Raw genomic sequence first — 20,754 nt, 5'->3', positions numbered from 1 at the left:
TCCGTCGGAGAGCCTGTCGTCCGACGTGTCCGAAACCGACCCACACGAGTTCCTCCGCACCGACCCCGACCTCGGCCCGCTGGTGGACGAACACGGTGAGCTGACGGTCGAACCACACCCCGAGCCGTTCGAGCGGCTGGTGGTCTCTATCGTGAACCAGCAGCTCTCGGTGCAGTCCGCCGCGGCCATCCGGGAGCGGCTGTTCGACCGGTTCGAGGTGACACCGGCCGGGTTGCTCGCAGCCGACGACGAGGCGCTGGGCGACGTGGGGCTCTCCGGCCAGAAGATTCGCTACGTCCGGAACGTCGCCGAACGGTTCGAGGACGGGCTCTCGGTCGAGCGACTGCACGACCTGGACGACGACGCGGTCGTCGCGGAACTCACCGAGATAACGGGCATCGGCGACTGGACGGCCAAGATGTTCCTCATCTTCTGTCTCGGCCGCGAGGACGTGTTCCCGGTCGAGGACCTCGGCATCCGCCGCGGGATGGAGGAACTGTACGGCGAGGCGACGCGGGCCGAGATGGTCGAGACCGCCGAGCGGTGGCAGCCCTACCGGAGCTATGCGAGCCGGTACCTCTGGCGAGTCGTCGACTGAACCGGCGACGGGGAGTCCCGGGCTAGCACGACCCGTACCGGCCCGGGGCGCCGGTAACGCACGAACTATTGTGGTCCGGCGAATGCCACCGTTGTAGATGCCACAGCCACGACCAGCGCAGCAGCACGCACCGCCGGGGGTGCCGGCCCGGGGTGGGACGAACCGGGGTTCGACGCCCAGCCATCGCGAGGTGGCCCACCAGTGAGCAGCCGCGACGACCTCCTGGCCGGCGCACGGGCGGCCGCGCCGATGCTCCTGGGTATCATCCCGTTCGGGCTCATCGCCGGCGTGAGCGCAGTCAACAACGGTCTCGACCCGCTCCACGCGGTCGGGCTGTCCACCATCGTCTTCGCCGGCGCGTCCCAGCTCGCGGCCATCGAGCTGTTCGGTCGTGACGCGCCGCTCGCCATCATCGTCGTCACCGTCCTCGTCATCAACCTCCGGATGACGATGTATAGCGCCTCCATCGCGCCGTACTTCAGCCGGTTCAGCACGCGCTGGAAGGCCCTGTGCGCCTACGTGCTCACCGACCAGGCGTACGCGCTCTCGATAACCGAGTACCGCCAGACCGACCCGGAGGAGCGCAGTCGCAAGTGGTACTACCTCGGTGCCGCGTTCACGCTGTGGGGGGTCTGGCAGGTCTGTACTATCGCCGGCGTCGCACTCGGGGCGAACGTCCCGGCCGGCCTGTCCCTGGAGTTCGCCATCCCCCTGACGTTCATGGCGCTGCTGTTCCCGGCGCTGTCGGACCGCACCACCGAAATCGTCGCCCTCGTCGCCGGGGCCATCGCCATCCCGGCCGCCGCGCTCCCGTTCGACCTTGGGCTCGTCGTCGCGGCCGTGCTGGCGCTGACGGTCGGTGCACTTCGAGACCATCTCCGTGACGCTGACCCCGGCGGCGAGACCGACACCGAGACGCAGCCGGAGGGGGCCGAACCGTGACGAGCTACGATTCTGCGACGGTGTGGGCCGTCATCCTCGTCGCCGGGCTCGGCACGTTCGCCATCCGGCTCTCGTTCATCATGTTGCTCGGGCGCATCCGGGACGTCCCCGACCGGGTCGAGTCCGTGCTGCGACTCGTCCCGGCTGCGGTGCTCGCGGGGCTGGTCGTCCCTGCTATCGTCTCGCTCGAAGCCGGCCCGGGTGGGTTCGGCCTCGCCTACGACCCCGCCAAGGTCGTCGCCGCGACGGTCGCGGCCGGCGTCGCCTGGCGGACCGAGGACGTACTGGCGACCATCGCGGTCGGAATGGCCACGCTCTGGCTCGTCGACTGGATCGGCGCGACCCTCGGTATCCTCGGCTGAACGAGCCTTCTCGACACCCCGGAACACGCGGTTAACGGCTCCTTACCGGTGGTTCCGGCTTGCTTACTTCCACCGGGAATCACCGAAGAATAGTCAGCCACCCGGAAATGTAAACCCGGTTGATTAAGAGTTGTGGCCGCGTTGTGTCACATACACCCACACGGTTACCAGGGGGGAATGGGGATAATGGGATCGAAGCAAGCGATAGCACCACTGCCAGACGAATCGACCGACAGGACAGGACCGAGCAAGGAGGAGGTGTTCGAGGTCCTCTCGAACCGCCGACGCAGACAGACGCTGCACTATCTCCTGCAGAAGGAGGACGAGACCGCGACCAAGCGAGAGATATCTCGCCAGCTCGCGGCCTGGGAGAACGACGAGCCCGTCGACATGGTCTCCTCGAGCGAACGGAAACGCGTCTACATCGCGTTACACCAGACGCACCTGCCGAAACTCGACGACGCGGGCCTCATCGACTACGAACCCGCACAGGGCATCATCACGCTCACCGACGCCTGCCACGAGCTCGATGTGTACTTCGACGTGGTCCCGGAGAACGAGCTCTCGTGGAGCCAGTTCTACGTGGGTCTCGGGGGCGTCTTCCTCGCCATCACCGCGCTCGCCGGACTGGGAATCGTCCCCTTCGCCGGTGTGCCAGCAATCGCGTTGGCAGGGCTCTTTGCGGTCGTCATGACGCTGACCGGGGCGCTGCACTACCTTCGTGACCAGAAGAACCGCCTCGGCGGTGCGGGCGCGCCGCCGGGGCCGGGGGAGAAGTAGGGAGAGAACGCGAAAGAGAGTGCGGTGAGACCGACTATTCGAGCGCTTCTTCTTCCTCTTCGCGCTCGTCGTCGTCGGCCTTGTCGGCGCGCTTGGAGACGTCGACCTGGTAGTTCTGCAGGATGTCACGGCCGAGGAGGATGGGGTAGTCCATGTGACTCCGGTCCTCGACGCTCGCGGTGACGGTGTGCTGCTGGCCACCGACACCGACGACGAGGTCGACGACGGGGCGGGACTTGCCCTGCTTCAGGCTGCCGGACTTGACGCGCATGACGGACTTGATGGGACCGGCACCGATGTCGGCCGCGAGGCCGGTGTCGATGGAGGTCCGGGTCGCGCCCGTGTCGGACTTCGCGATGACGGTCTTGTTGTCGGAGGTCCCCGAGACGACGACCTGCTCGGTGTAGCCGACGATGACGGGCTTCTCGGGCTTGTCGGTGACCTCGCGCGGGGCGCAGGACGGCCACGAGTCGTCGAGCGTCGCGGAGAGTTCGCGGACGCGCTCGTCGTCGACCTCTCCACCGGCCCGCTCGATGGCCAGCTTCGCGATGTAGGGTGCCGGCGAGCGGTTGGTCGCCTGGTAGAGCCCCTTGAACCCGGCGGTCGGGTTGACCTCGAGGACGTACCAGCCGTTGTCGCCTTCGACGATGTCGACGCCAGCGTAGTCGAGGCCAACGATGTCGGCAGAGCGCTTCGCTATCTTGCGGACCTTCTCCGGCAGATCCTGCGTCGCGTCCTGGACCTCGCCGCCCAGCGCGACGTTGGTCCGCCAGTCGTTGTCCGGCGCGTAGCGGTACATCGCGCCGACGACCTTGTCGCCGACGACGTAGACGCGGATGTCGCGGTGGCGCTCGCCGTCGCGGTCGATGAGCTTCTGGAGGAAGGCGTAGCGGTTCCCGACCTTCGCGTTCACGCGCTCGTCGGGGCCGACCTTCCACGTCCCACCGCCGTGGGTCCCGATAGCCGTCTTGTACACTGCCTCCTCGCCGAACTCGTCACGGACCGCGTTCAGGTTGTCGCCGTTGAGCGCGAGGAACGCCTCGGGCACGCGGATGCCGTTATCCGAGAGGGCCGCGGCCGTCGCGATCTTGTGCGTAGCACGGAGTGTCGCCTGCGGCTCGTTGAGCATCGGCCGCAGACTGTTCAGTGAGTTGGCGAGACCGAGTTCCTCACACGGCTGCTCGGTGTTCGAGAGCAGCATCCGGTTCGCGATGACGTCGACGTCCGGTTCGAGTGTGACCCCTTCCTCTCGGATTCGGACTGTCGTGTTCTGCTCGCGAAGCCACTCCGGCTGGTGGCCCAGCTCCTCGACCGCGTTACAGATGGCCTTCGATTCCTTGCTGTTGTGAAGGCTGAGAACCCCTACACGTACACTCTCAGAAGTATCCATATCACGGTCAACTCAGGCCCCCTCCAAAAACGTTGTCAGTCACGGTTACGGATGTGAGTCGCCAACAGGGCTCTGGCGGCCCTACAGCGGCGTCCCGGCCTCAGAGGTAGGCAGCGTCCCACCGGGTCGGCTTCCGGCGGTTCCCACACTCGTTGCACACCACCTCACCCATCGTACTCATCGCGTTCTCGAACGACTGACACGCACCACAGAACCAGCCGTACTTGCGGTCGCGGTCGCTGTCACTGTACGCCTGGTAGAACGGGCCCTGTGAGCCGCGGGCTGCTTCGCTGTAGCTGACGTAGACCGTCCCGTCTTCGGTCTCGAACGGGTCGAGCGTGTCCCACTCGGGGACCTCCTCCCCGTCGACCTTCCGCCAGATGTTCTCGACGAACTCCGTCTCACCGATCTCGACCGTCCGGTCGCCGGCCTTCTCGTAGCCGTGCCCGTCGTAGAACTCGTTCCCGAACTCGTTGCCCTCGAGGACTGCGCTGCTGATGCGCTCCACCCCGAGGTCGAGCAGTTCCTCCTGGGTCCGGACGAGCAGCCGGGACCCGATACCGCGGCCGCGGGCGTCCGGCTCGACGTGCAGCCAGGTGAGTCGGCCTTCGAGCGGGTCGTTCGCGAGGAGTTCGCTCTGCGAGAACCCGACGATGTCACCCTCGTCCTCCACGACGAGCAGCAACACCTCCTCGTCGTCGATCTGGTCGCGGAGCTCTTCCTTGTCGTACCACTCCGAGATGGCCTCGTCGATGACCGACGTGTCCAGGAAGCTCTCGTACGACGCATGCATCGACCGACTGGCGATGTCACGAATCGTCTCGGCGTCTGTCGCTTTCGCTTCACGTACCTCCATGCCACCGCCTACGACTGGCATGCTTATAATTGCCAACCCATAGACGCAGGGACTGCCGCCCGAGTTCGCCGGTCGCTTCCAGCGTCTCGAAACCCACACTAACACGCACATGCCTTTATAGCGTGGCCTCCGAGAGCCAGTATGAGCAGCGAGGAGGATGCGACCGACTCGAACGAGGCGTTCACCTACATCGGTGGGAAGGTGGATCCTGGTGAGTCGGCCAACATCCGCTACGGTATCAGCGAGACGTATCTCGGCGACCCGGTCCGGATTCCGGTCACCATCATCAACGGCGAACACCCCGGTCCGACGGTGTTCCTCTCGGCGGCCGCCCACGGCGACGAACTCAACGGCATCGAGGTCGTCCGCGAGGTCGCCCACGAGTGGCCACTCGACGAACTCCACGGCTGTCTGGTCTGTCTTCCCGTGCTGAACGTCCCCGGCTTTCTCGCCCAGCAGCGCTATCTCCCCATCTACGACCGCGACCTGAACCGGTCGTTCCCCGGCCGGGACGACTCGACCAGCGCGAAGCGGATGGCCCACCGCATCTTCACGAACTTCATCGAGCCCTGCGACCTCGGTATCGACCTCCACACGTCGACCCGCGGCCGGACCAACATGCTCCACGTCCGGGCTGACATGAATGACCCCGACGTCTCCCGGCTGGCCCGGGCGTTCGCGTCCAACGTCATCATCTCCAGCGACGGCCCCGACGGGACGCTTCGCCGCGAAGCCTCGGACGTCGGCACGCCCACCATCACCATCGAGATGGGCGAAGCGCACCGCTTCCAGCGTCACCTCATCGACCGCGCGCTCGACGGCGTTCGCAGCGTCCTCGCGGAGTACGGCCTGTTGAAAGCAGAGTCGGTGCGCTGGCCCGGCTGGCGGACCATCATCGAGGGGCACAACGAGAAGACCTGGCTCCGCGCGGACGCCGGCGGCATCGTCGACATGCACTTCGAATGTGGGGCGCTCGTCCACGAGGGCGACCGCATCTGTACCATCACGAGCCCGTTCAAGACCGACAACAACCCGATATACGCCCCGTTCACGGGCGTCATGGTCGGGGTCCTCGAGAACCCAGTCGTCTATCCGGGCAACCCGCTCTGTCACCTGGTCGAACTCGACCAGTCGACGCTCCGCGCCGTCGAGAGCGAGCAGTCAGCGCCGCCGGACACCCCGGCGGAGATGGCCTGAACCGGGCCGCCGTCTGGCCCCGCTTACGTAACTACTATAACTGCACAATCCAACCCTCCGACTGAGAGTATGAGTCAGTCTTACAATCGCGGTCTAATCGAGGACTTCAGTCGCTGGAAGGAGTTCTCGGCCGGGATGTGGGCGTGGATATTCCACAAGTTCACGGGATGGGTTCTCATCGGATACCTGTTCACCCACATCGCCGTGCTGAGTACTGCCATCGAAGCGTCGACGGCGTCGGCGAGCGCAATCAGCGGGGGCACCGACGTGTACTCGACGACACTGAGCACGCTGGAGGGCATCTTCATCGTGCGCCTGCTCGAAGTCGGCCTGCTGGCGGTCGCCGTGTTCCACATCCTCAACGGCATCCGCCTGCTGCTGGTCGACCTCGGCATCGGGCTGGAATCGCAGGACAAGACCTTCTACGCGTCACTGGTGCTGACGGGCGTCATCATCATCGCGTCGGTCCCGACCTTCATGGCGGGACTGGGGGGTGCCTGAGATGGCGGGCGCACCGACCTCCTTCGAGCGTGGCGGCTGGGGCTGGCTGTTCCAGCGCATCACGGCTGCGTTCCTCGTGGTGGTGCTCGCGTTCCACTTCTTCCTGCTTCACTTCTACCACCACGCGTTCGAGATCACCTTCGCCGGCACGTCGGCCCGCATGGAGGACATCGGCTACTTCGCGACGATGTGGCTGTTCCTCGTGACGGCGACGTTCCACGGTGTCAACGGGGTCTACAACGCACTCGTCAATCAGGGTATCAGCGGCTCCGCCAAGACGGCCGTCAAGGGCGTGCTGGGCATCGCTGGTCTCCTGCTCGTCGCACAGGGCACCAGAGTCGCACTCGTCATGAACGGGTTCCTCTAACATGAGTACGCAACTACCCGACACCGAGACGGAAGAGACCGACGTCGAACCGAGCGGCAAGCCGCACCAGGACGAGCGGATGGCCGAGAAGAAGCGCAAGAAGGCGTTCCGCGACGCCGAGAAGCAGGCGAAAGAGGACCTCGAGGCCGCCGAGAACGCGGTCCACCTCAAGGTCTTCCGCTACGACCCCGAGGTCGAGGACAAACAGGAGCCCCGCTTCGACGACTTCTACGTCCCGTACAAGAAGGGCATGACCGTCCTCGACGCGCTGATGTACGCGCGAGACCACTACGATTCGTCGCTGACGTTCCGCCACTCCTGCCGACAGGCGGTGTGTGGCTCCGACGCGATGTTCGTCAACGGGCGACAGCGCCTGTGCTGCAAGACGCAGCTCTCGGAGATGGCCGAGCCGGTCCGCATCGAGCCCCTGCCCCACCAGGAGGTCGTCAAGGACCTGGTCGTCGACATGGAGCACTTCTACGACCAGATGCACGCGGTCGAGCCGTACTTCCAGTCCGAGGACGTCCCCTCGGGTGAGGAGCAGCATCAGACGCGTGAGAACCGCGAGAAGGTCAAGATGTCCACGCGCTGTATCTGGTGTGGTGCCTGTATGTCCTCGTGTAACATCGCCGCAGGGGACAACGAGTACCTCGGGCCGGCGGCCATCAACAAGGCCTACCGGTTCTACATGGACGAGCGCGAGAACGAGGAAGAGCTGAAAGAACACCGACTGCGCATCCTCGAGCAGGAACACGGTGTCTGGCGCTGCCAGACCCAGTTCTCCTGTACCGAGGTGTGTCCCAAGGACATCCCGCTGACCGAGCACATCCAGGAGCTCAAGCGCGAAGCAGTCAAGCAGAACCTGAAATTCTGGTGATACGATAACAATGTACGAACACGACGTGCTCGTGGTCGGTGGCGGTGGAGCGGGTCTCCGCGCCGCCATCGCCGCCCACGAAGAAGGTGCAGACGTGGCGATCGTCACGAAACTCCACCCGGTCCGCTCGCACACCGGTGCAGCAGAGGGTGGCATCAACGCGGCCCTTCGCGAGGGCGACGACTGGGAACTGCATGCCTACGACACGATGAAGGGCTCGGACTACCTCGGCGACGCGCCCGCCATCGAGACGCTGGCGCAGGACGCCCCCGACGAGGTCTTCCAGATCGAGCACTGGGGGATGCCGTTCTCCCGCGAAGACGACGGCCGCGTCTCCCAGCGCCCGTTCGGTGGCCTCTCGTTCCCGCGCACCACCTACGCCGGTGCCGAGACCGGACACCACCTGCTCCACACGATGTACGAGCAGGTCGTCAAACGAGGCATCGAGGTGTACGACGAGTGGTACGTGATGAACCTCGCCGTCACGGACGAGGAGACGCCCGAGGACCGGAGCTGTCACGGCCTCGTGGGCTACGACGTCAAGTCCGGCGAGATCGCCGGCTTCAAGGCGAACAAGGGGGTCATCCTCGCGACCGGTGGCCCCGGCCAGGCGTTCGACCACACGACCAACGCGGTCGCCTGTACCGGTGACGGCTACGCGATGGCCTACCGCGCCGGCGTCCCGATGGAGGACATGGAGTTCGTCCAGTTCCACCCGACGACCCTGCCGAGCACTGGTGTGCTCATCTCCGAGGGTGTCCGTGGTGAGGGCGGTATCCTCTACAACGCCAACGGCGAGCGCTTCATGTTCGAGTACGGCTACGCCAACAACGCCGGCGAACTCGCCTCTCGTGACGTGGTCTCGCGTGCCGAGTTGACCGAGGTCAACAACGGGCGCGGCTTCGAGGACGAGTACGTCATGCTCGACATGCGCCACCTCGGCGAAGAGCGCATCGTCGACCGCCTGGAGAACATCCTCCACCTCGCGGAGGACTTCGAAGGCGTCGACGGGCTCAAGGAGCCGATGCCGGTCAAGCCCGGCCAGCACTACGAGATGGGTGGCATCGAGACCGACGAGAACGGCCACACCTGCATCGACGGGCTCTACGCCGCCGGTGAGACCGCGTGTGTCTCCGTCCACGGTGCCAACCGCCTCGGCGGCAACGCCCTGCCGGAACTCATCGTCTTCGGCGCACGCGCCGGCCGCCACGCCGCCGGTGCCGACCTCGGCGAGGCCGAGATCGAGACGGGCGAGCGCGGCGACATCGAGTACGACGAGACCGAGCTGCCGTACCAGCCCGGCGAGGTCGGCATGACCGGCCCGCAGACCGACGCCGTTGCCGACGGTGGCGCGGTCGCGGCCGACGCCGACAGCGTCGTCGACGCCGCGGTCCAGACCGAGCGCGACCGCGTCGACCACCTGCTGGAGAAGGACGAGGGCATCCAGCACTCCCAGATCCGGGCCAAGCTCCAGAAGACGATGACCGAGAACGTCAACGTCTTCCGCGAGGAGGAGGGCCTCAAGCAGGCCCTCAAGGACATCCGGGAGATTCGCGAGGCCTATCAGGACGTGTACGTCGACGACCCGTCGCGCACGTTCAACACGGACCTCCAGCACACCATCGAGACGCGCAACCTCATCGACATCGCCGAGGCCATCACGCTCGGTGCACTCGTCCGCACGGAGTTCCGCGGCGCCCACTGGCGCGCGGAGCACCAGGAGCGCAAGGACGACGAGTGGCTGAAGCACACGCTCATCGCGTGGCACGACGGGGAGCCGACCATCTTCTACCGGCCGGTCATCCTCGAAGGCGAGAACAAGACGTACGAGCCCAAGGTCCGCTCGTACTGAAACCCGACCCGCGATTCGACTGACTCTCGTTTTTCCGAACTCAGGCCAGCCCGAGCGCCTGCATCACGTCGGTGACGGTGATGCCGGCTTCAGACATCGCCTTGAAACCGAGGAAGATGCCGACGATACCCATCACGCCCGCGAGGTTCGGCGGCGCTGGAATCGGGACCTCGACGAACTTGAACAGCGCACCGACCGCGAAGCCAGTGAGAGTCGCGAAGAGAACCTGTGTCACATCCATAACGTCATTTCACTCGGAGGGGTTCCGGTAAAAACTGTTCCATTCGACTCCCGCACCAGTGTCTACTTTGGTTCGAGGAGTGTATGCCCGGGTGAGGAAGGGTAGCTCAGGGGTAGAGCGCGTCGTGGCGTCGTCCACGACGGTCAGTGCAAGGCTTCGCGTGGTTCGAATCCCGCCCCTTCCGCTCGTTGTCCGAACGGTAGTGAGGACACGAGCGGTGACTGCGGGATTCGAGCAACGAGCGACCGTCGGGAGCGAGTGAGTTCATGTCCCGCCCCTTCCGCTTCTCGGTCGAGCGGCAGCGAGACCGTGCCTCCAGAACCGTCCGGCACGGTTCCCAGCTACGGAGAATGACACATCGAATCACGCGGGTTGGTAGCATGGCCTCTGTCTCAGTAGGTCGACGCTGTCTACCGATTATTGCCAAATTTGGGCTCCGTTTCTCAGTTCTGTAGAACCGAGAATTACGCTCTCTTTATATGTTGTCATCGGTCGTCTCTTGAGATGTAAGAGGACGATTACGATGGCAACCAACGATTACACGACCGGAAGCAACACCTTCGAGAGCAAACTGGGCGGCATCACCGTCACGGGGAAGGCGCACAGCCTGAGCGCGTGGTTCGTGCTCTCGCTGCGCCTCATGATGGGGTATGCGTTCCTGCACGCTGGCTGGGATAAAGTCTTCGCCGCTGAAGGGTTCAACTCGAGCGGCTACCTCGTGCACGCTGCTGGGGCGAACGGGAACCCGCTGCAGGGGATGTTCCTGTGGATGGGCCAGACTGCCTGGTTCGTCGAGTTCGCGAACATCGCCGTGCCGTGGGGTGAGCTGTTCATCGGTCTTGGACTGCTCGTCGGCGCGATGGTCCGCCTCGCAGCGTTCTTCGGAGCGCTCATGATGGCGATGTTCTACTTCGGGAACTGGAGCATCGAACACGGCATCATCAACGGCGACTTCGCGTACATGCTCGTGTTCCTGGCCGTCGCCGCCTTCGGTGCAGGGCGCATCCTCGGCCTGGACACCCTCATCGAGAACTACGAGATCGGTGGCGAGAAACTCATCGAGAAGTACCCCAGACTCGACTACATCCTCGGCTGAAACCCGGGGAAGCGGTCCCTCGTCGGTAGTCGAACCGATGTCAATTCTTGCGTCTCCCTGTTTTCTGCAGTCTCACCCTCCTGCGAGTGCGTCTCTCGTTGTCCGCTGTTCGGTCCTCCGCGACGAGCGAATCCGCCTCTGAGAAATATCGACTATCGTCGAACCCGAGTTTTATTATCGTCGAATGACGTTGATTGGATAGCATGAGTGCGACACGACGCGCGGAACGACTCGAGACGACAGCGGTGCAATCGGTCGGGTCACCGACGGGGAAACTGGTCTGTCTCTACCTGAACACGGCTGGCGAGTCGACGACTGCACAGCTCCAGGATGCACTGGGTCTCAGCAAACTCACGCTCTTTTCTGTCCTCTCGACGCTCGAAGAGCGCGGCCTCGTCGACCGGGACGACACCGGTCAGGTCACGCTCGCCGACGGTCAGTAGTACCTGTCGTAGAGCCAGTCACCGACGAACGAGCCGATGCTGAGCGGAATGAAGACGAAGCCGAGCGCCTGCAGCATCAGGAACGTCACCCAGCGCGAGAACGGTTCCTGCGGTGGCCAGAACAGCGGGAGGGTGGTGAGGAGGAAGTCCCAGAATACGGCGACGAGGATTGCCGCCACGACCACCGAGCAGCCGATACGGACACCGACGCGGTGGATGTCGGTTTGGCGGGTCGTGGGCGGGTCCGGCCACTCACGGTCGGTATCTGGCATGGGCGTGCTATGGGCCGGAGGCTCAAGTAGGGCACGTCACGAGTGAGGACGGGCGGCCGAACGGAGGGTAGCTCTCTAGAGTTCGATTCGCTCGACGAGGTCGTCGGTCTCGCTGCCGGATTTGATGGCGACGATGCGGACGAGGTCCTCGAGCATCGAGTCCCGAAGCTTCGCTTTGAGCAGGTTGTCGACCTGGTAGACGCCGGCCGCACTGGTCATCTCGATCTCGACGAGAACCGGGTACTCGTCACCTTCCTGGAGCGAGACGTTCTTGATGGCCTGGCTAGAGAGCGTGTTGATGCCACGACCACCCTTCTCGTACGGGATGCGCGAGCGCCCGGACTCCATGTCGAGCGCGTCGGCGACACGCACGACGCCGGCCTCACGGGTGAGCGGCTGTTCGGCCGTGTGGTGACAGAGGATGGCGTGGAGGACCTCACCCTTCATGCGCACGCAGTCGGGTTTGTTGTAGAACTCGGGGAGGATACGGTCGAGTTCGTCGGAGGCGAGGGGAATCGAGTAGTACGAGTGGTCGTCGCGGTGGACGATGTGCCCGATGTCGTGGAGGGTGGCCGCGAGGGCGATGATGACAGCTTCGTCCTCCTCGTCGAGGCCGTGGTCGCGGGCACCGTTGAAATCGATACCGGCGCGTTTCAGCAGGTCGTACAGACAGAGCGCGCGGTGGCAGACGATGGAGATATGTTTCGCGCCGTGGTCGTTGTACCCCTTGCGCGTGACCGCATTGACGTTCTGGGCGTCGAGATACGCCTGTATCTCGGGGTCGTTCTCGACGAATTCGAGAACCTTGTTCAGCTTCTCGTCGTCGAAGGCGTGCTCGTCTGCGGGGGAGTAGACACGGCCTTCGACGCCGGACTCGTCAGTGTCGCTCATACACTCACCGTCACCGGCTGGCTAAAAAAGCCCTTCGCGTGTGTCGGTTTACTCGGCGGCTTCGGCGGCTTCGCGGACGGCATCGTAGTCGGGTTCGACGCCGGGGTCGTCGCTGACCCACGACCACGTGACCTCGCCGTCGGCGTCGACGACGAACACGGAGCGCTTTGCGACACCGTAGACACCGAGGTCGGCGAAGTCCATGGTGATGCCGTAGTCGTCGATGATCTCCTTGTTGAAGTCGCTGACGAGACCGAACTCGAGCCCGTTCTTCTCGCGGAACTCGTTCAGCGAGAACGGAGAGTCCACGGAGATGCCGTAGACCGTCGCGCCGATGTCATCGAAGCCGGCGAGCTGGTCCTGGAACGTGCACATCTCCGTCGTGCAGACGCCGGTGAACGCGCCGGGGAAGAACGCCAGCACGATGGGAGCCTCGTCGAGACGCTCCGAGAGCGTGAACGATTCCACGTCGCCGTTTGCAAGCGGTGCAGTGAAGTCGGGGGCTTCGTCGCCTACGTCGACCATAACAGGTTCGCGTTGGGAAACCAGTGACAAGTGGGTTGCGCTACAGGACGGCGAGGGTGGTATCCATCACGGGATTGAGGGGTGTACGGGGTGGTGTGACACGGGGGAGCAAAAAGGTTATAATTGCCAGCGGGTAAGCCACGCATAGAGATGGCACTCGAACTCACACCACTGTTCATCGGCGGCGGCCTCGGCGGCCCCGAGATGATCGTCATCTTCCTCATCGTCGTGCTGCTCTTCGGCGCGAACAAGATTCCGAAGATCGCACGCTCGACCGGTGAGGCGATGGGCGAATTCCAGAAAGGGCGCGAAGAAGTCGAACAAGAACTGCAGGAGATGCGCGACGGCGCGACGGGCGAAGTCGACACGTCCCTCGACACCTCCGTCGACACCGAGACCGTCACCGAGACGGAAACGGCCTCTGAGACCGAAACGGAAACGGCCTCGGAAACCGAGACGGACTCCGACAAGAAGTAAGCGGGCTGGCGACTCCGCGACTCGTTTTTCGGCGCTGCGGGCGTGTGGCCTAGTGGATAGGGCAGGAGGTTCCTAACCCCCTGATCGCGGGTTCGAACCCCGTCACGCCCGTCCCGTGCGGTGAACGACAGTGAGCCGCCGGTACGGGCACGGGGATTCGAAGCAGGGAGCACCCCGGAGCGTTGCGACTGGGGTTCGAAATCTCGTCACGCGCACGCTTGAGCTGGATGGACCGAAGCTGGTGCGCACAAGAGTTCGCCAGCCCCGGCCCACGGAACTGGCGCACGACCTGGATCCACTGCCAGTGCCGCGTCTGCGCTAGAGTATGTTTCACTCGCACGGTCCCGCACGCGAGCGGATTGAAGCGAGCCGAACATTCACGACGGCCAACAGTACGGCGGGGTCGCGGGTCGCTGAACGAGCTGGTCCGTCGCCCGATGGCGATGGCATCCGGGTCGCCTCGACGCGGGTTTCAGCGTAGCGAGGTGAAAGTCGAGCAGTAAAGCGTTTTTGGCCAATCTCGGCCCCCTGTACCCCTGTTTAATTCTATCTAAACAAATCGACTTTCCATCCAAAAAGAGATAATTTTATAAATATGCTAGCGTATTAAAGTTGCCTGTGACCGCAGCGTATCGTCAGAAAACCCCCGGACGGCACGGGCCCTAACGGAGAATTATTCAGAATGATTACGTGATTAGAGCTAGTTCTCATAGGTGATAATCTGTGGAAGGTTTTTTGACTGCCGACGAAAAGGGGTAGTCAATGGCTGTTAACGATGCCGACGGAACCGAGTCGAACCAGTTCGAGGGGACTGACGATTCGGCCTCCCTGTCGGAAGAGAGCCCGCCCGACGGGCCGACGACGGGCTCCGACACCAGAGTGGGCGACTATACCTGGCGGGAATTCATGGCGGAATTCGGGTACGACGACGATGTCTCCACGCTCTATTCTGGTGTCAACCGACAGACGACGGACGATTCACAGCGACTGGGCCTCGGCAACAGCGAGGGAGAGGTCCAGACAGCACCCCACGGCGACGCGTGGGACCGTGTGGACTTCGACCCCGAAGTGTATCTCGGCTTCCATCCGGACGAACTCCCCGACATAGTCACGGACCAGGCTGCCGCGAACGGGAAGTGGCTCTGGGAACAGTTCGCGACGTACTGTGACCCCGAGACGACCCCCGTGGTCAAGGACGAGTGGACGTGGGAGCACTTCAAATGGCAGTACCACTACGAGGACGACGGCTCGATTCCCCACGACAGCGACGGGAAGAAGGTCGAACTCGACGAGTCCGAGTACCTGGGCTTCGAATCCGACGAGATAGAAGGGGTGCTGAGTCAGGCCGACGACTTCGCACAGGAGCTCCAGAGCGTCGTCGACGACCGGACCGTCAACATCACGCACGAGGAGGAAGACGAGTTCTTCTCGACCGATGCAGGGAACACGACGGTCGTCAACCGCTACGACCTCGAGAAGGCGGTCCCGCTGGACAAGAAGCTCCACTTCCGCGAGGTCGAGCGCTACTGGGTCAACAAACCCTACGCCTTCGTCATCATCTTCCACTCCGAGAAGGAGAACGAGAAGAAGTACTACGCCATCGAGCCGTACCGCAACCAGATCGAAGACGACCTGCAGGAGTTCATGTCCGGGAAGCTCCGGACCGCGATCAAGTACTCCGAGGAAGAGATCACCGTCGAGGGCGACGAGGAGGCGCGGCGCGGCGTCATCGACCGCGAGACGAAACGGCTGTTGCGCCGATACGACCTGTTCAAGAAGGTCGACCGCTCCAGCGGCAGCGACAAAGGAATCGTCGAGCAGATTCGAGCGCTGTTCGACACCGACGGCGAGCCGGCAGATGAGAGCGACGAGCCCGAAGAGGTCCAGCTCGACGGTATCAAGGCCCGGCCGGAACCCGCGGTCATCGCCGACGACGCGGACCAGCTCAACGAGTACCAGGTCGAGAAGCTGCTGTACTACCTGAAACGCAATTTCATCGGGTACGAGCGCATCGACCCCATCAAGCACGACATCAACGTGGAGGACATCTCGGTCGACGGGTACCACTCCCCGGTGTTCGTCTACCACTCCGGCTACGAGCAGATCATCTCGAACATCTTCCACGCCGAACGCGAGCTCGACGACTTCGTCGTCAAACTCGCCCAGCGGTCCGGCAAGGGTATCTCGAAGCGCCGGCCACAGGTCGACGCGACCCTCCCGGACGGCTCTCGTGCCCAGTTGACCCTCGGTCGTGAGGTGTCCGACCACGGGACCAACTACACCATCCGTCAGTTCAAGGAGGTCCCGTTCACGCCCATCGACCTCATCAACTGGAACACGTTCTCGCTTGACGAGATGGCGTTCCTCTGGCTCTGTATCGAGAACCACAAATCGCTCATCTTCGCCGGCGGTACCGCGTCAGGGAAGACGACGAGCCTGAACGCGGTCTCGCTGTTCATCCCCTCGAACACGAAGATCGTCTCCATCGAGGACACGCGCGAGGTCGAACTGCCCCAGCGGAACTGGATCGCGAGCGTCACCCGTCCCTCGTTCAGCGAGGACGCACAGGGTGACGTCGACGAGTTCGACCTGCTGGAGGCCGCACTGCGTCAACGCCCGGACTACATCGTGATGGGTGAGATCCGTGGTGAGGAAGGCCGGACGCTGTTCCAGGTCATGTCCACGGGTCACACCACCTACACCACGTTCCACGCGGACTCCGTGGGTGAGGTCCTGAAGCGGTTCACGACCGACCCCATCAACGTCTCGAAGACGATGTTCACCGCGCTGGACCTCGTCTCCATCCAGACCCAGACCCGGGTCCAGGGCAACAAGGTCCGCCGGAACAAGAACCTCACCGAGATCAACCACTACGACGCGGAGAACGACGAGATCAACGTTCAGGACGTCTACCAGTGGCAGGCGGAGACGGACGAGTACCTCAAGATGGGGGACTCGAACACGCTTGACGAGATCCAGTTCGACCGCGGGTGGAGCTACGAGAAGCTCCAGGACGAGCTGTTCAAACGACGCGTCATCATCGCGTACCTCATCAAGAACGGGCTGAACCAGTACGTACAGGTGGCCGCGACGGTCCAGGCGTACATCAACGACCCGGACACCATCCTGACGCTCATCGCGAACGGCCGCCTCGAGGAGAGCCTCGAAGACCTGCGCGAGATGGAGTCCGTCGAGATCGACATCGACCCGGAGGACGAAGAGCAGGTCCCCCGCCCGGACGCGAACGACGAGACGTACAACCTCTCGCAGGACATCCTCGAACGCGCCGAGGAGTCGCTGTTCGACGAGTACCGCGGGAAGGAACTGAGCGGTCTCGGCGTCGACACCGCCCTCTCAGGGTCCGGGATGGACGACGAGGCGGAACCGACCATCGAGGCCGACACCGACGACGAGTTCGACTTCGACGACGACGACAGCTCGTTCATGCTCGGTGGTGACGAAGACGAGGACGACTTCACGTTCTCCAGCGACGGCGACGAGGTCGAAGACGGTCCCTCCTGGCTCAACGACGAGGGCGGCTTCGACTTCGGTGACGACGACGGATTCGGAGGGTTCGGTGACGATTCCGGCGAGACGGCCGACGCGAGCGCCAGCGCAGACACCGAGCCCGCGGCCGGGGACGCCCCACAGCTCGAATCGGGGGAGACCGCCGAGGCATCGGCAGACGCGGGTGCCACCGAGGAGACGGCACTCGATACGACGGGTGACGATGGCGATGGCGAGACGCTTCCGGAGACGACGGAATCGGCCGACTCGGAACCGGAACAGGAGATAACGCTCGACCTGGAGGCCGCCGCTGCCGAGATAGAGAACGAGGACGCGACCGACGATGACGACACCACGGCCGCGTCGGCAGACGGGGCGACCGACGCCGTCGACGATGCGACGACGGCGAACGATTCGGACATCGACGACGCAGTCCCCGACGATGGCGGCGCAGGCGGTACTGTGGATGCGGGCGACGACGGTGGGTTCTCCATGGGCGACGACGAATCGGACCCCGGTCCCATCTTCGGCGAGGTCGAGGACACGGGGACCGAATCCATGTTCGACACCGACAGCGGCCGCCCGGACGACGACACCGCGTTCTTCGGAACCGACGACGAACCGTTCTTCGCCGAGGAGGACGACGTCGGCTCGATCTTCGGTGACGAGGGCGGCAGCGGTCTCTTCACCGAGGATGAAGACGACGAGGAGGTCCCGGACGACGGTGGGATGTTCGGAGGCGCAGCCGACGACGGTGAAGACGAGCCCACCCCGACCGACGAGGCCGCCGCCGAAGACGAGGAGGGCTCGATATTCGGGGCCGACGACGAGCCGGACGACGGCGGGTCCGTCTTCGGGGACGGAGACGACGACGGCGACTCTGACGACGGCGACAGCATCTTCGGCGACAACGACGGTGACTCCGTCTTCGGCGAGGACGACGCTGCCACCGGAGACGATTCCGACGACGATTCCGACGATTCGACCGGTGGCGTGTTCGACGGTGATGCCGAATGAGCCTCCAGACGCGTGGTGATACCGGCGGCTCAGGGTTCAGCACGTCGTCTGACTCGCTCGGCGACATGTTCTACCCGCTCTACGAGCGACTGTTCAGCGAGGACTCGGACTTCGTCGCGGACGTGGAGTCGAAACTGGCCCAGTCACGGATGGCTGACACGGTCGAGATGTACCTGTCGCGCTCGCTCGCCATCGGCGTCCTCACGGGCGGGATGCTGTGGGTGCTCGGGACGCTCGTCGGTTACTTCATCTTCGCGACCGGGCTCATCGAGACCGAGAGCCTGCTCGGGGCGACGATTCCGAACGCGACGCTGGTCGCGATCATCCAGGCCGTCAAGGTCCCCGCACTCATCCTCGTAACGGGGCTGTTCCTCGGTTCCATCGGGTTCGCGATGGGTTTTGGCGCACTGGTCGCAGTGCCGTACTCGCGGGCCTCCACCCGGAAGCGCGAGATAGACATGCTACTGACCGACGCCGTCTCGTTCATGTACGCGCTTTCGGTCGGTGGGCTGAACCAGCTCGAGATCCTCGAGGCGATGGCGCGGGCGGAGGACACCTACGGCGAGGTGGCCAAGGAGTTCCAGTCCATCGTCCAGGAGACGGAGTACTTCGACACCGACTACCGCACCGCCATCCGAAACCAGGCGATGGAGACCCCGAGCGACGAACTGTCGCAGTTCCTCACCGACATGCTCTCTATCGTGAACTCCGGGGGTGACATGGAGAGCTTCCTCTACGACAAGAAAGAGAAGCACATGCGGACCGCCAAGCAGCAACAGGAGCTGACCCTGGAGACCCTGGAGCTGTTCGGCGAGATGTACATGACGCTCTCGCTGTTCCCGCTGTTGCTCATCATCATCCTGGTCATCATGCAGATGCTGGGGGAGGCGAACGTCAATATGCTGTTCGGGACCGTCTACGGCCTCATCCCGTTGACCGGTGCCGGGTTCCTCGTGCTGGTCTCGACGGTGAAAGAGGACGACCCGGGCGACGGGTTCCTCCTGCCGTCGGACGCGGACGAGCGACTGAGCGTCCAGCAGGGTGCTGGCCTGCTCGACCTCGGTCTCATCGAGCAGTTCACCGGCGAGTACAGTGTCTTCGACCGCATCAAGAACCGGGAGGGGACCTACGAGACCATCCAGGTCCTCAAGGCCCCGCACCTGTTCTTCCGGGACAACCCGCTGTACACGCTGGCGCTCACGGTTCCGACGGTCCTCGTGTTGATGGTCGTCGCGATGGCCTCGGGTGCCGTGCCGACCTCCTGGGGCGAACTGGTCGACAGTCCGGTCTGGGGGACGTTCATGTACGTCTACCTGCCCGTCTACATCGTCTTCCTCCCACTGACCATCTTCCGCGAGTGGAACGTCCGCTCCCGGAAAGGCGTCATCTCGAACATCTCGGACAACCTCCGCAAACTCTCGAGCGCGAACGACACCGGGCAGACCCTGCTCGAATCCCTGCGGACGGTCTCTGACACGACCAGCGGGAAGCTGGCGACCGAGTTCGAGACCATGCACACGAAGGTCAACTACGGGATGAGCCTCAAGCACGCGCTGGTCGAGTTCAACAACAAGTACCACATCCCGCGACTGGCGCGCACGGTCAAGCTCATCTCGAAAGCACAGGAGGCGTCGAGCCAGATCACGGACGTGTTGACCACGGCGGCACAGGCATCGGAGAACCAGGACGACATCGAGCGCGAACGCAAGTCCCGCACCCGGATGCAGGTCGTCATCATCATCATGACCTACCTCACCCTGCTCGCGGTGATGGCCATCCTGAAGACGCAGTTCCTCGACGTGCTGACCGGCCTGACCGAGACCAGCTCGGGTGGTGGCGGCGCAAGCGGTGCCGGCGGACCCAGCTTCGGTGGGAACGTCAACACCAACCTGCTGTCGCTGCTGTTCTTCCACGCAGTGACGCTGCAGGCGCTGCTCTCCGGGCTCATCGCGGGCTACATCAGGGACGCGGACATCCTGAGTGGCCTCAAGTTCGTGCTCATCCTGATGACGATCGCACTGGTGGTGTGGGCGGCGGTCGCGTGAGAACGATGAAATCAGTAGGCAAAACCATCGACTGTGGGCAGGACGAGCGCGCACAGACGACGCAGGACTTTGCCATCGGTATCAGCATCTTCCTGCTGACGGTCGGGTTCACCTTCGGCTTCCTCCCGAGCCTGCTGACGCCGTTCGGCTCGCCGCTGGGCGACGACATCACCGCGAAGACCGACCGGGTCGCGGCGACCCTCATCGCGGAGAACAACGTCGATGGCGAGCCCCGGACGTTGAACTACAGCCAGCTCGAGAGCTTCCTGGCGAGCACGAACAGCGAGTCGGCGCTCCAGGACCACTTCGGGCTGCGAAGTACTGCGGACATCAACATCACGATCGTGAACGTCACTGACACCGGGACGCGCACGCCCCTCCAGCGGGCGTCAGGCACCAACCTGACCGCTGGGACGACGTACGAGGGCCAGACCCCGGCCGCGTCGACGACCCGGGTGATAGTCGTCACCGGTGGTCGGTGTGACGTGCAGTGTTTCGTGGTCGTGAAGGTGTGGTAA

At 63.9% G+C, this 20,754-nt stretch carries 21 protein-coding genes and 2 tRNA genes; 17 read left to right on the top strand and 6 right to left on the bottom strand.

Annotated elements, in window-relative coordinates; translation table 11 throughout:
- Positions 1-25 precede the first annotated feature (25 nt).
- The 4 genes from N6C22_RS09735 to N6C22_RS09720 all read left to right on the top strand — a co-directional run bounded on the left by N6C22_RS09735 (position 26) and on the right by N6C22_RS09720 (position 2,682).
- Complete coding sequence (locus N6C22_RS09735; RefSeq protein ID WP_261650906.1) at positions 26-598, top strand: DNA-3-methyladenine glycosylase; 573 nt, start codon at positions 26-28, stop codon at positions 596-598.
- Between the two features lie 249 nt (positions 599-847).
- Positions 848-1,540 (top strand): AzlC family ABC transporter permease, encoded by a 693-nt coding sequence (locus N6C22_RS09730; RefSeq protein ID WP_303647706.1) that lies wholly within the window; start codon positions 848-850, stop codon positions 1,538-1,540.
- Positions 1,537-1,902 carry an AzlD domain-containing protein gene (locus N6C22_RS09725; RefSeq protein ID WP_261650904.1) on the top strand — a complete coding sequence of 122 codons (366 nt, stop codon included), beginning with the start codon at positions 1,537-1,539 and terminating at the stop codon, positions 1,900-1,902. The genes N6C22_RS09730 and N6C22_RS09725 overlap by 4 nt, the downstream gene beginning before the upstream one ends.
- Positions 1,903-2,088: 186 nt before the next feature.
- Positions 2,089-2,682, top strand: coding sequence for a hypothetical protein (locus tag N6C22_RS09720; RefSeq protein WP_261650903.1), 594 nt, complete (start codon positions 2,089-2,091; stop codon positions 2,680-2,682).
- 34 nt (positions 2,683-2,716) lie between these two features.
- Here the strand turns inward: N6C22_RS09720 and N6C22_RS09715 are convergent, their stop codons facing one another.
- The gene (locus N6C22_RS09715; protein WP_261650902.1) at positions 2,717-4,072 is read right to left on the bottom strand and encodes a RimK family alpha-L-glutamate ligase; all 1,356 of its coding nucleotides are present in this window, start codon (positions 4,070-4,072) and stop codon (positions 2,717-2,719) included.
- A gap of 100 nt (positions 4,073-4,172) precedes the next feature.
- Positions 4,173-4,928, bottom strand: coding sequence for a GNAT family N-acetyltransferase (locus N6C22_RS09710; protein ID WP_261650901.1), 756 nt, complete (start codon positions 4,926-4,928; stop codon positions 4,173-4,175).
- A 141-nt stretch (positions 4,929-5,069) separates the two neighbouring features.
- On the opposite strand from N6C22_RS09710, the gene N6C22_RS09705 reads away from it, so the two are divergent.
- The 5 genes from N6C22_RS09705 (at position 5,070) to N6C22_RS09685 (ending at position 9,722) form a co-directional block, all read left to right on the top strand.
- Complete coding sequence (locus N6C22_RS09705; protein ID WP_261650900.1) at positions 5,070-6,125, top strand: succinylglutamate desuccinylase/aspartoacylase family protein; 1,056 nt, start codon at positions 5,070-5,072, stop codon at positions 6,123-6,125.
- 69 nt (positions 6,126-6,194) lie between these two features.
- Positions 6,195-6,626, top strand: a complete 432-nt coding sequence (gene sdhC, locus N6C22_RS09700) for a succinate dehydrogenase, cytochrome b556 subunit (protein WP_261650899.1) — start codon at positions 6,195-6,197, stop codon at positions 6,624-6,626.
- 1 nt (position 6,627) lies between these two features.
- On the top strand, positions 6,628-6,993 hold the full coding sequence (locus N6C22_RS09695; protein WP_261650898.1) for a succinate dehydrogenase hydrophobic membrane anchor subunit: 366 nt from the start codon (positions 6,628-6,630) through the stop codon (positions 6,991-6,993).
- A 1-nt stretch (position 6,994) separates the two neighbouring features.
- Positions 6,995-7,870: a succinate dehydrogenase/fumarate reductase iron-sulfur subunit gene (locus N6C22_RS09690; protein WP_261650897.1), complete on the top strand. Its 876-nt coding sequence runs from the start codon at positions 6,995-6,997 to the stop codon at positions 7,868-7,870.
- A gap of 10 nt (positions 7,871-7,880) precedes the next feature.
- Positions 7,881-9,722 (top strand): FAD-binding protein, encoded by a 1,842-nt coding sequence (locus N6C22_RS09685; RefSeq protein WP_261650895.1) that lies wholly within the window; start codon positions 7,881-7,883, stop codon positions 9,720-9,722.
- A 40-nt stretch (positions 9,723-9,762) separates the two neighbouring features.
- Here the strand turns inward: N6C22_RS09685 and N6C22_RS09680 are convergent, their stop codons facing one another.
- Positions 9,763-9,963, bottom strand: a complete 201-nt coding sequence (locus N6C22_RS09680; RefSeq protein WP_261650894.1) for a XapX domain-containing protein — start codon at positions 9,961-9,963, stop codon at positions 9,763-9,765.
- A 95-nt stretch (positions 9,964-10,058) separates the two neighbouring features.
- On the opposite strand from N6C22_RS09680, the gene N6C22_RS09675 reads away from it, so the two are divergent.
- From N6C22_RS09675 to N6C22_RS09665, 3 genes are all read left to right on the top strand, one after another.
- A tRNA-OTHER gene (locus N6C22_RS09675) sits at positions 10,059-10,147 on the top strand.
- Between the two features lie 339 nt (positions 10,148-10,486).
- Complete coding sequence (locus N6C22_RS09670; protein ID WP_261650893.1) at positions 10,487-11,059, top strand: DoxX family protein; 573 nt, start codon at positions 10,487-10,489, stop codon at positions 11,057-11,059.
- A 203-nt stretch (positions 11,060-11,262) separates the two neighbouring features.
- A complete protein-coding gene (locus N6C22_RS09665) occupies positions 11,263-11,502 on the top strand; it encodes a helix-turn-helix domain-containing protein (RefSeq protein WP_261650892.1) in 240 nt (79 codons plus the stop codon).
- On the opposite strand, the gene N6C22_RS09660 is transcribed toward N6C22_RS09665, so the two are convergent.
- From N6C22_RS09660 to N6C22_RS09650, 3 genes are all read right to left on the bottom strand, one after another.
- Positions 11,496-11,774 carry a hypothetical protein gene (locus N6C22_RS09660; RefSeq protein WP_261650891.1) on the bottom strand — a complete coding sequence of 93 codons (279 nt, stop codon included), beginning with the start codon at positions 11,772-11,774 and terminating at the stop codon, positions 11,496-11,498. The two genes, N6C22_RS09665 and N6C22_RS09660, sit on opposite strands and share 7 nt — an antisense overlap.
- A 75-nt stretch (positions 11,775-11,849) precedes the next feature.
- A complete protein-coding gene (locus tag N6C22_RS09655) occupies positions 11,850-12,665 on the bottom strand; it encodes an HD domain-containing protein (protein WP_261650890.1) in 816 nt (271 codons plus the stop codon).
- 48 nt (positions 12,666-12,713) lie between these two features.
- Positions 12,714-13,190: a redoxin domain-containing protein gene (locus N6C22_RS09650; protein ID WP_261650889.1), complete on the bottom strand. Its 477-nt coding sequence runs from the start codon at positions 13,188-13,190 to the stop codon at positions 12,714-12,716.
- A gap of 150 nt (positions 13,191-13,340) precedes the next feature.
- On the opposite strand from N6C22_RS09650, the gene N6C22_RS09645 reads away from it, so the two are divergent.
- The 5 genes from N6C22_RS09645 (at position 13,341) to N6C22_RS09625 (ending at position 20,754) form a co-directional block, all read left to right on the top strand.
- Positions 13,341-13,667 carry a twin-arginine translocase TatA/TatE family subunit gene (locus N6C22_RS09645; protein ID WP_261650888.1) on the top strand — a complete coding sequence of 109 codons (327 nt, stop codon included), beginning with the start codon at positions 13,341-13,343 and terminating at the stop codon, positions 13,665-13,667.
- Between the two features lie 38 nt (positions 13,668-13,705).
- Positions 13,706-13,778, top strand: a tRNA-Arg gene (locus N6C22_RS09640).
- A gap of 651 nt (positions 13,779-14,429) precedes the next feature.
- Positions 14,430-18,191, top strand: a complete 3,762-nt coding sequence (locus N6C22_RS21170; protein WP_369684404.1) for an ATPase, T2SS/T4P/T4SS family — start codon at positions 14,430-14,432, stop codon at positions 18,189-18,191.
- Positions 18,188-20,236, top strand: coding sequence for a type II secretion system F family protein (locus N6C22_RS09630; protein ID WP_261650887.1), 2,049 nt, complete (start codon positions 18,188-18,190; stop codon positions 20,234-20,236). Before N6C22_RS21170 ends, N6C22_RS09630 begins: the two co-directional genes overlap by 4 nt.
- A gap of 5 nt (positions 20,237-20,241) precedes the next feature.
- Complete coding sequence (locus N6C22_RS09625; protein ID WP_261650886.1) at positions 20,242-20,754, top strand: hypothetical protein; 513 nt, start codon at positions 20,242-20,244, stop codon at positions 20,752-20,754.

Source organism: Haloarchaeobius sp. HME9146 (genome assembly GCF_025399835.1).
Lineage (GTDB): Archaea > Halobacteriota > Halobacteria > Halobacteriales > Natrialbaceae > Haloarchaeobius.
The sequence above is the reverse complement of the archived record's forward strand: the minus strand, read 5'-3'. Positions and strand labels throughout refer to the sequence as shown.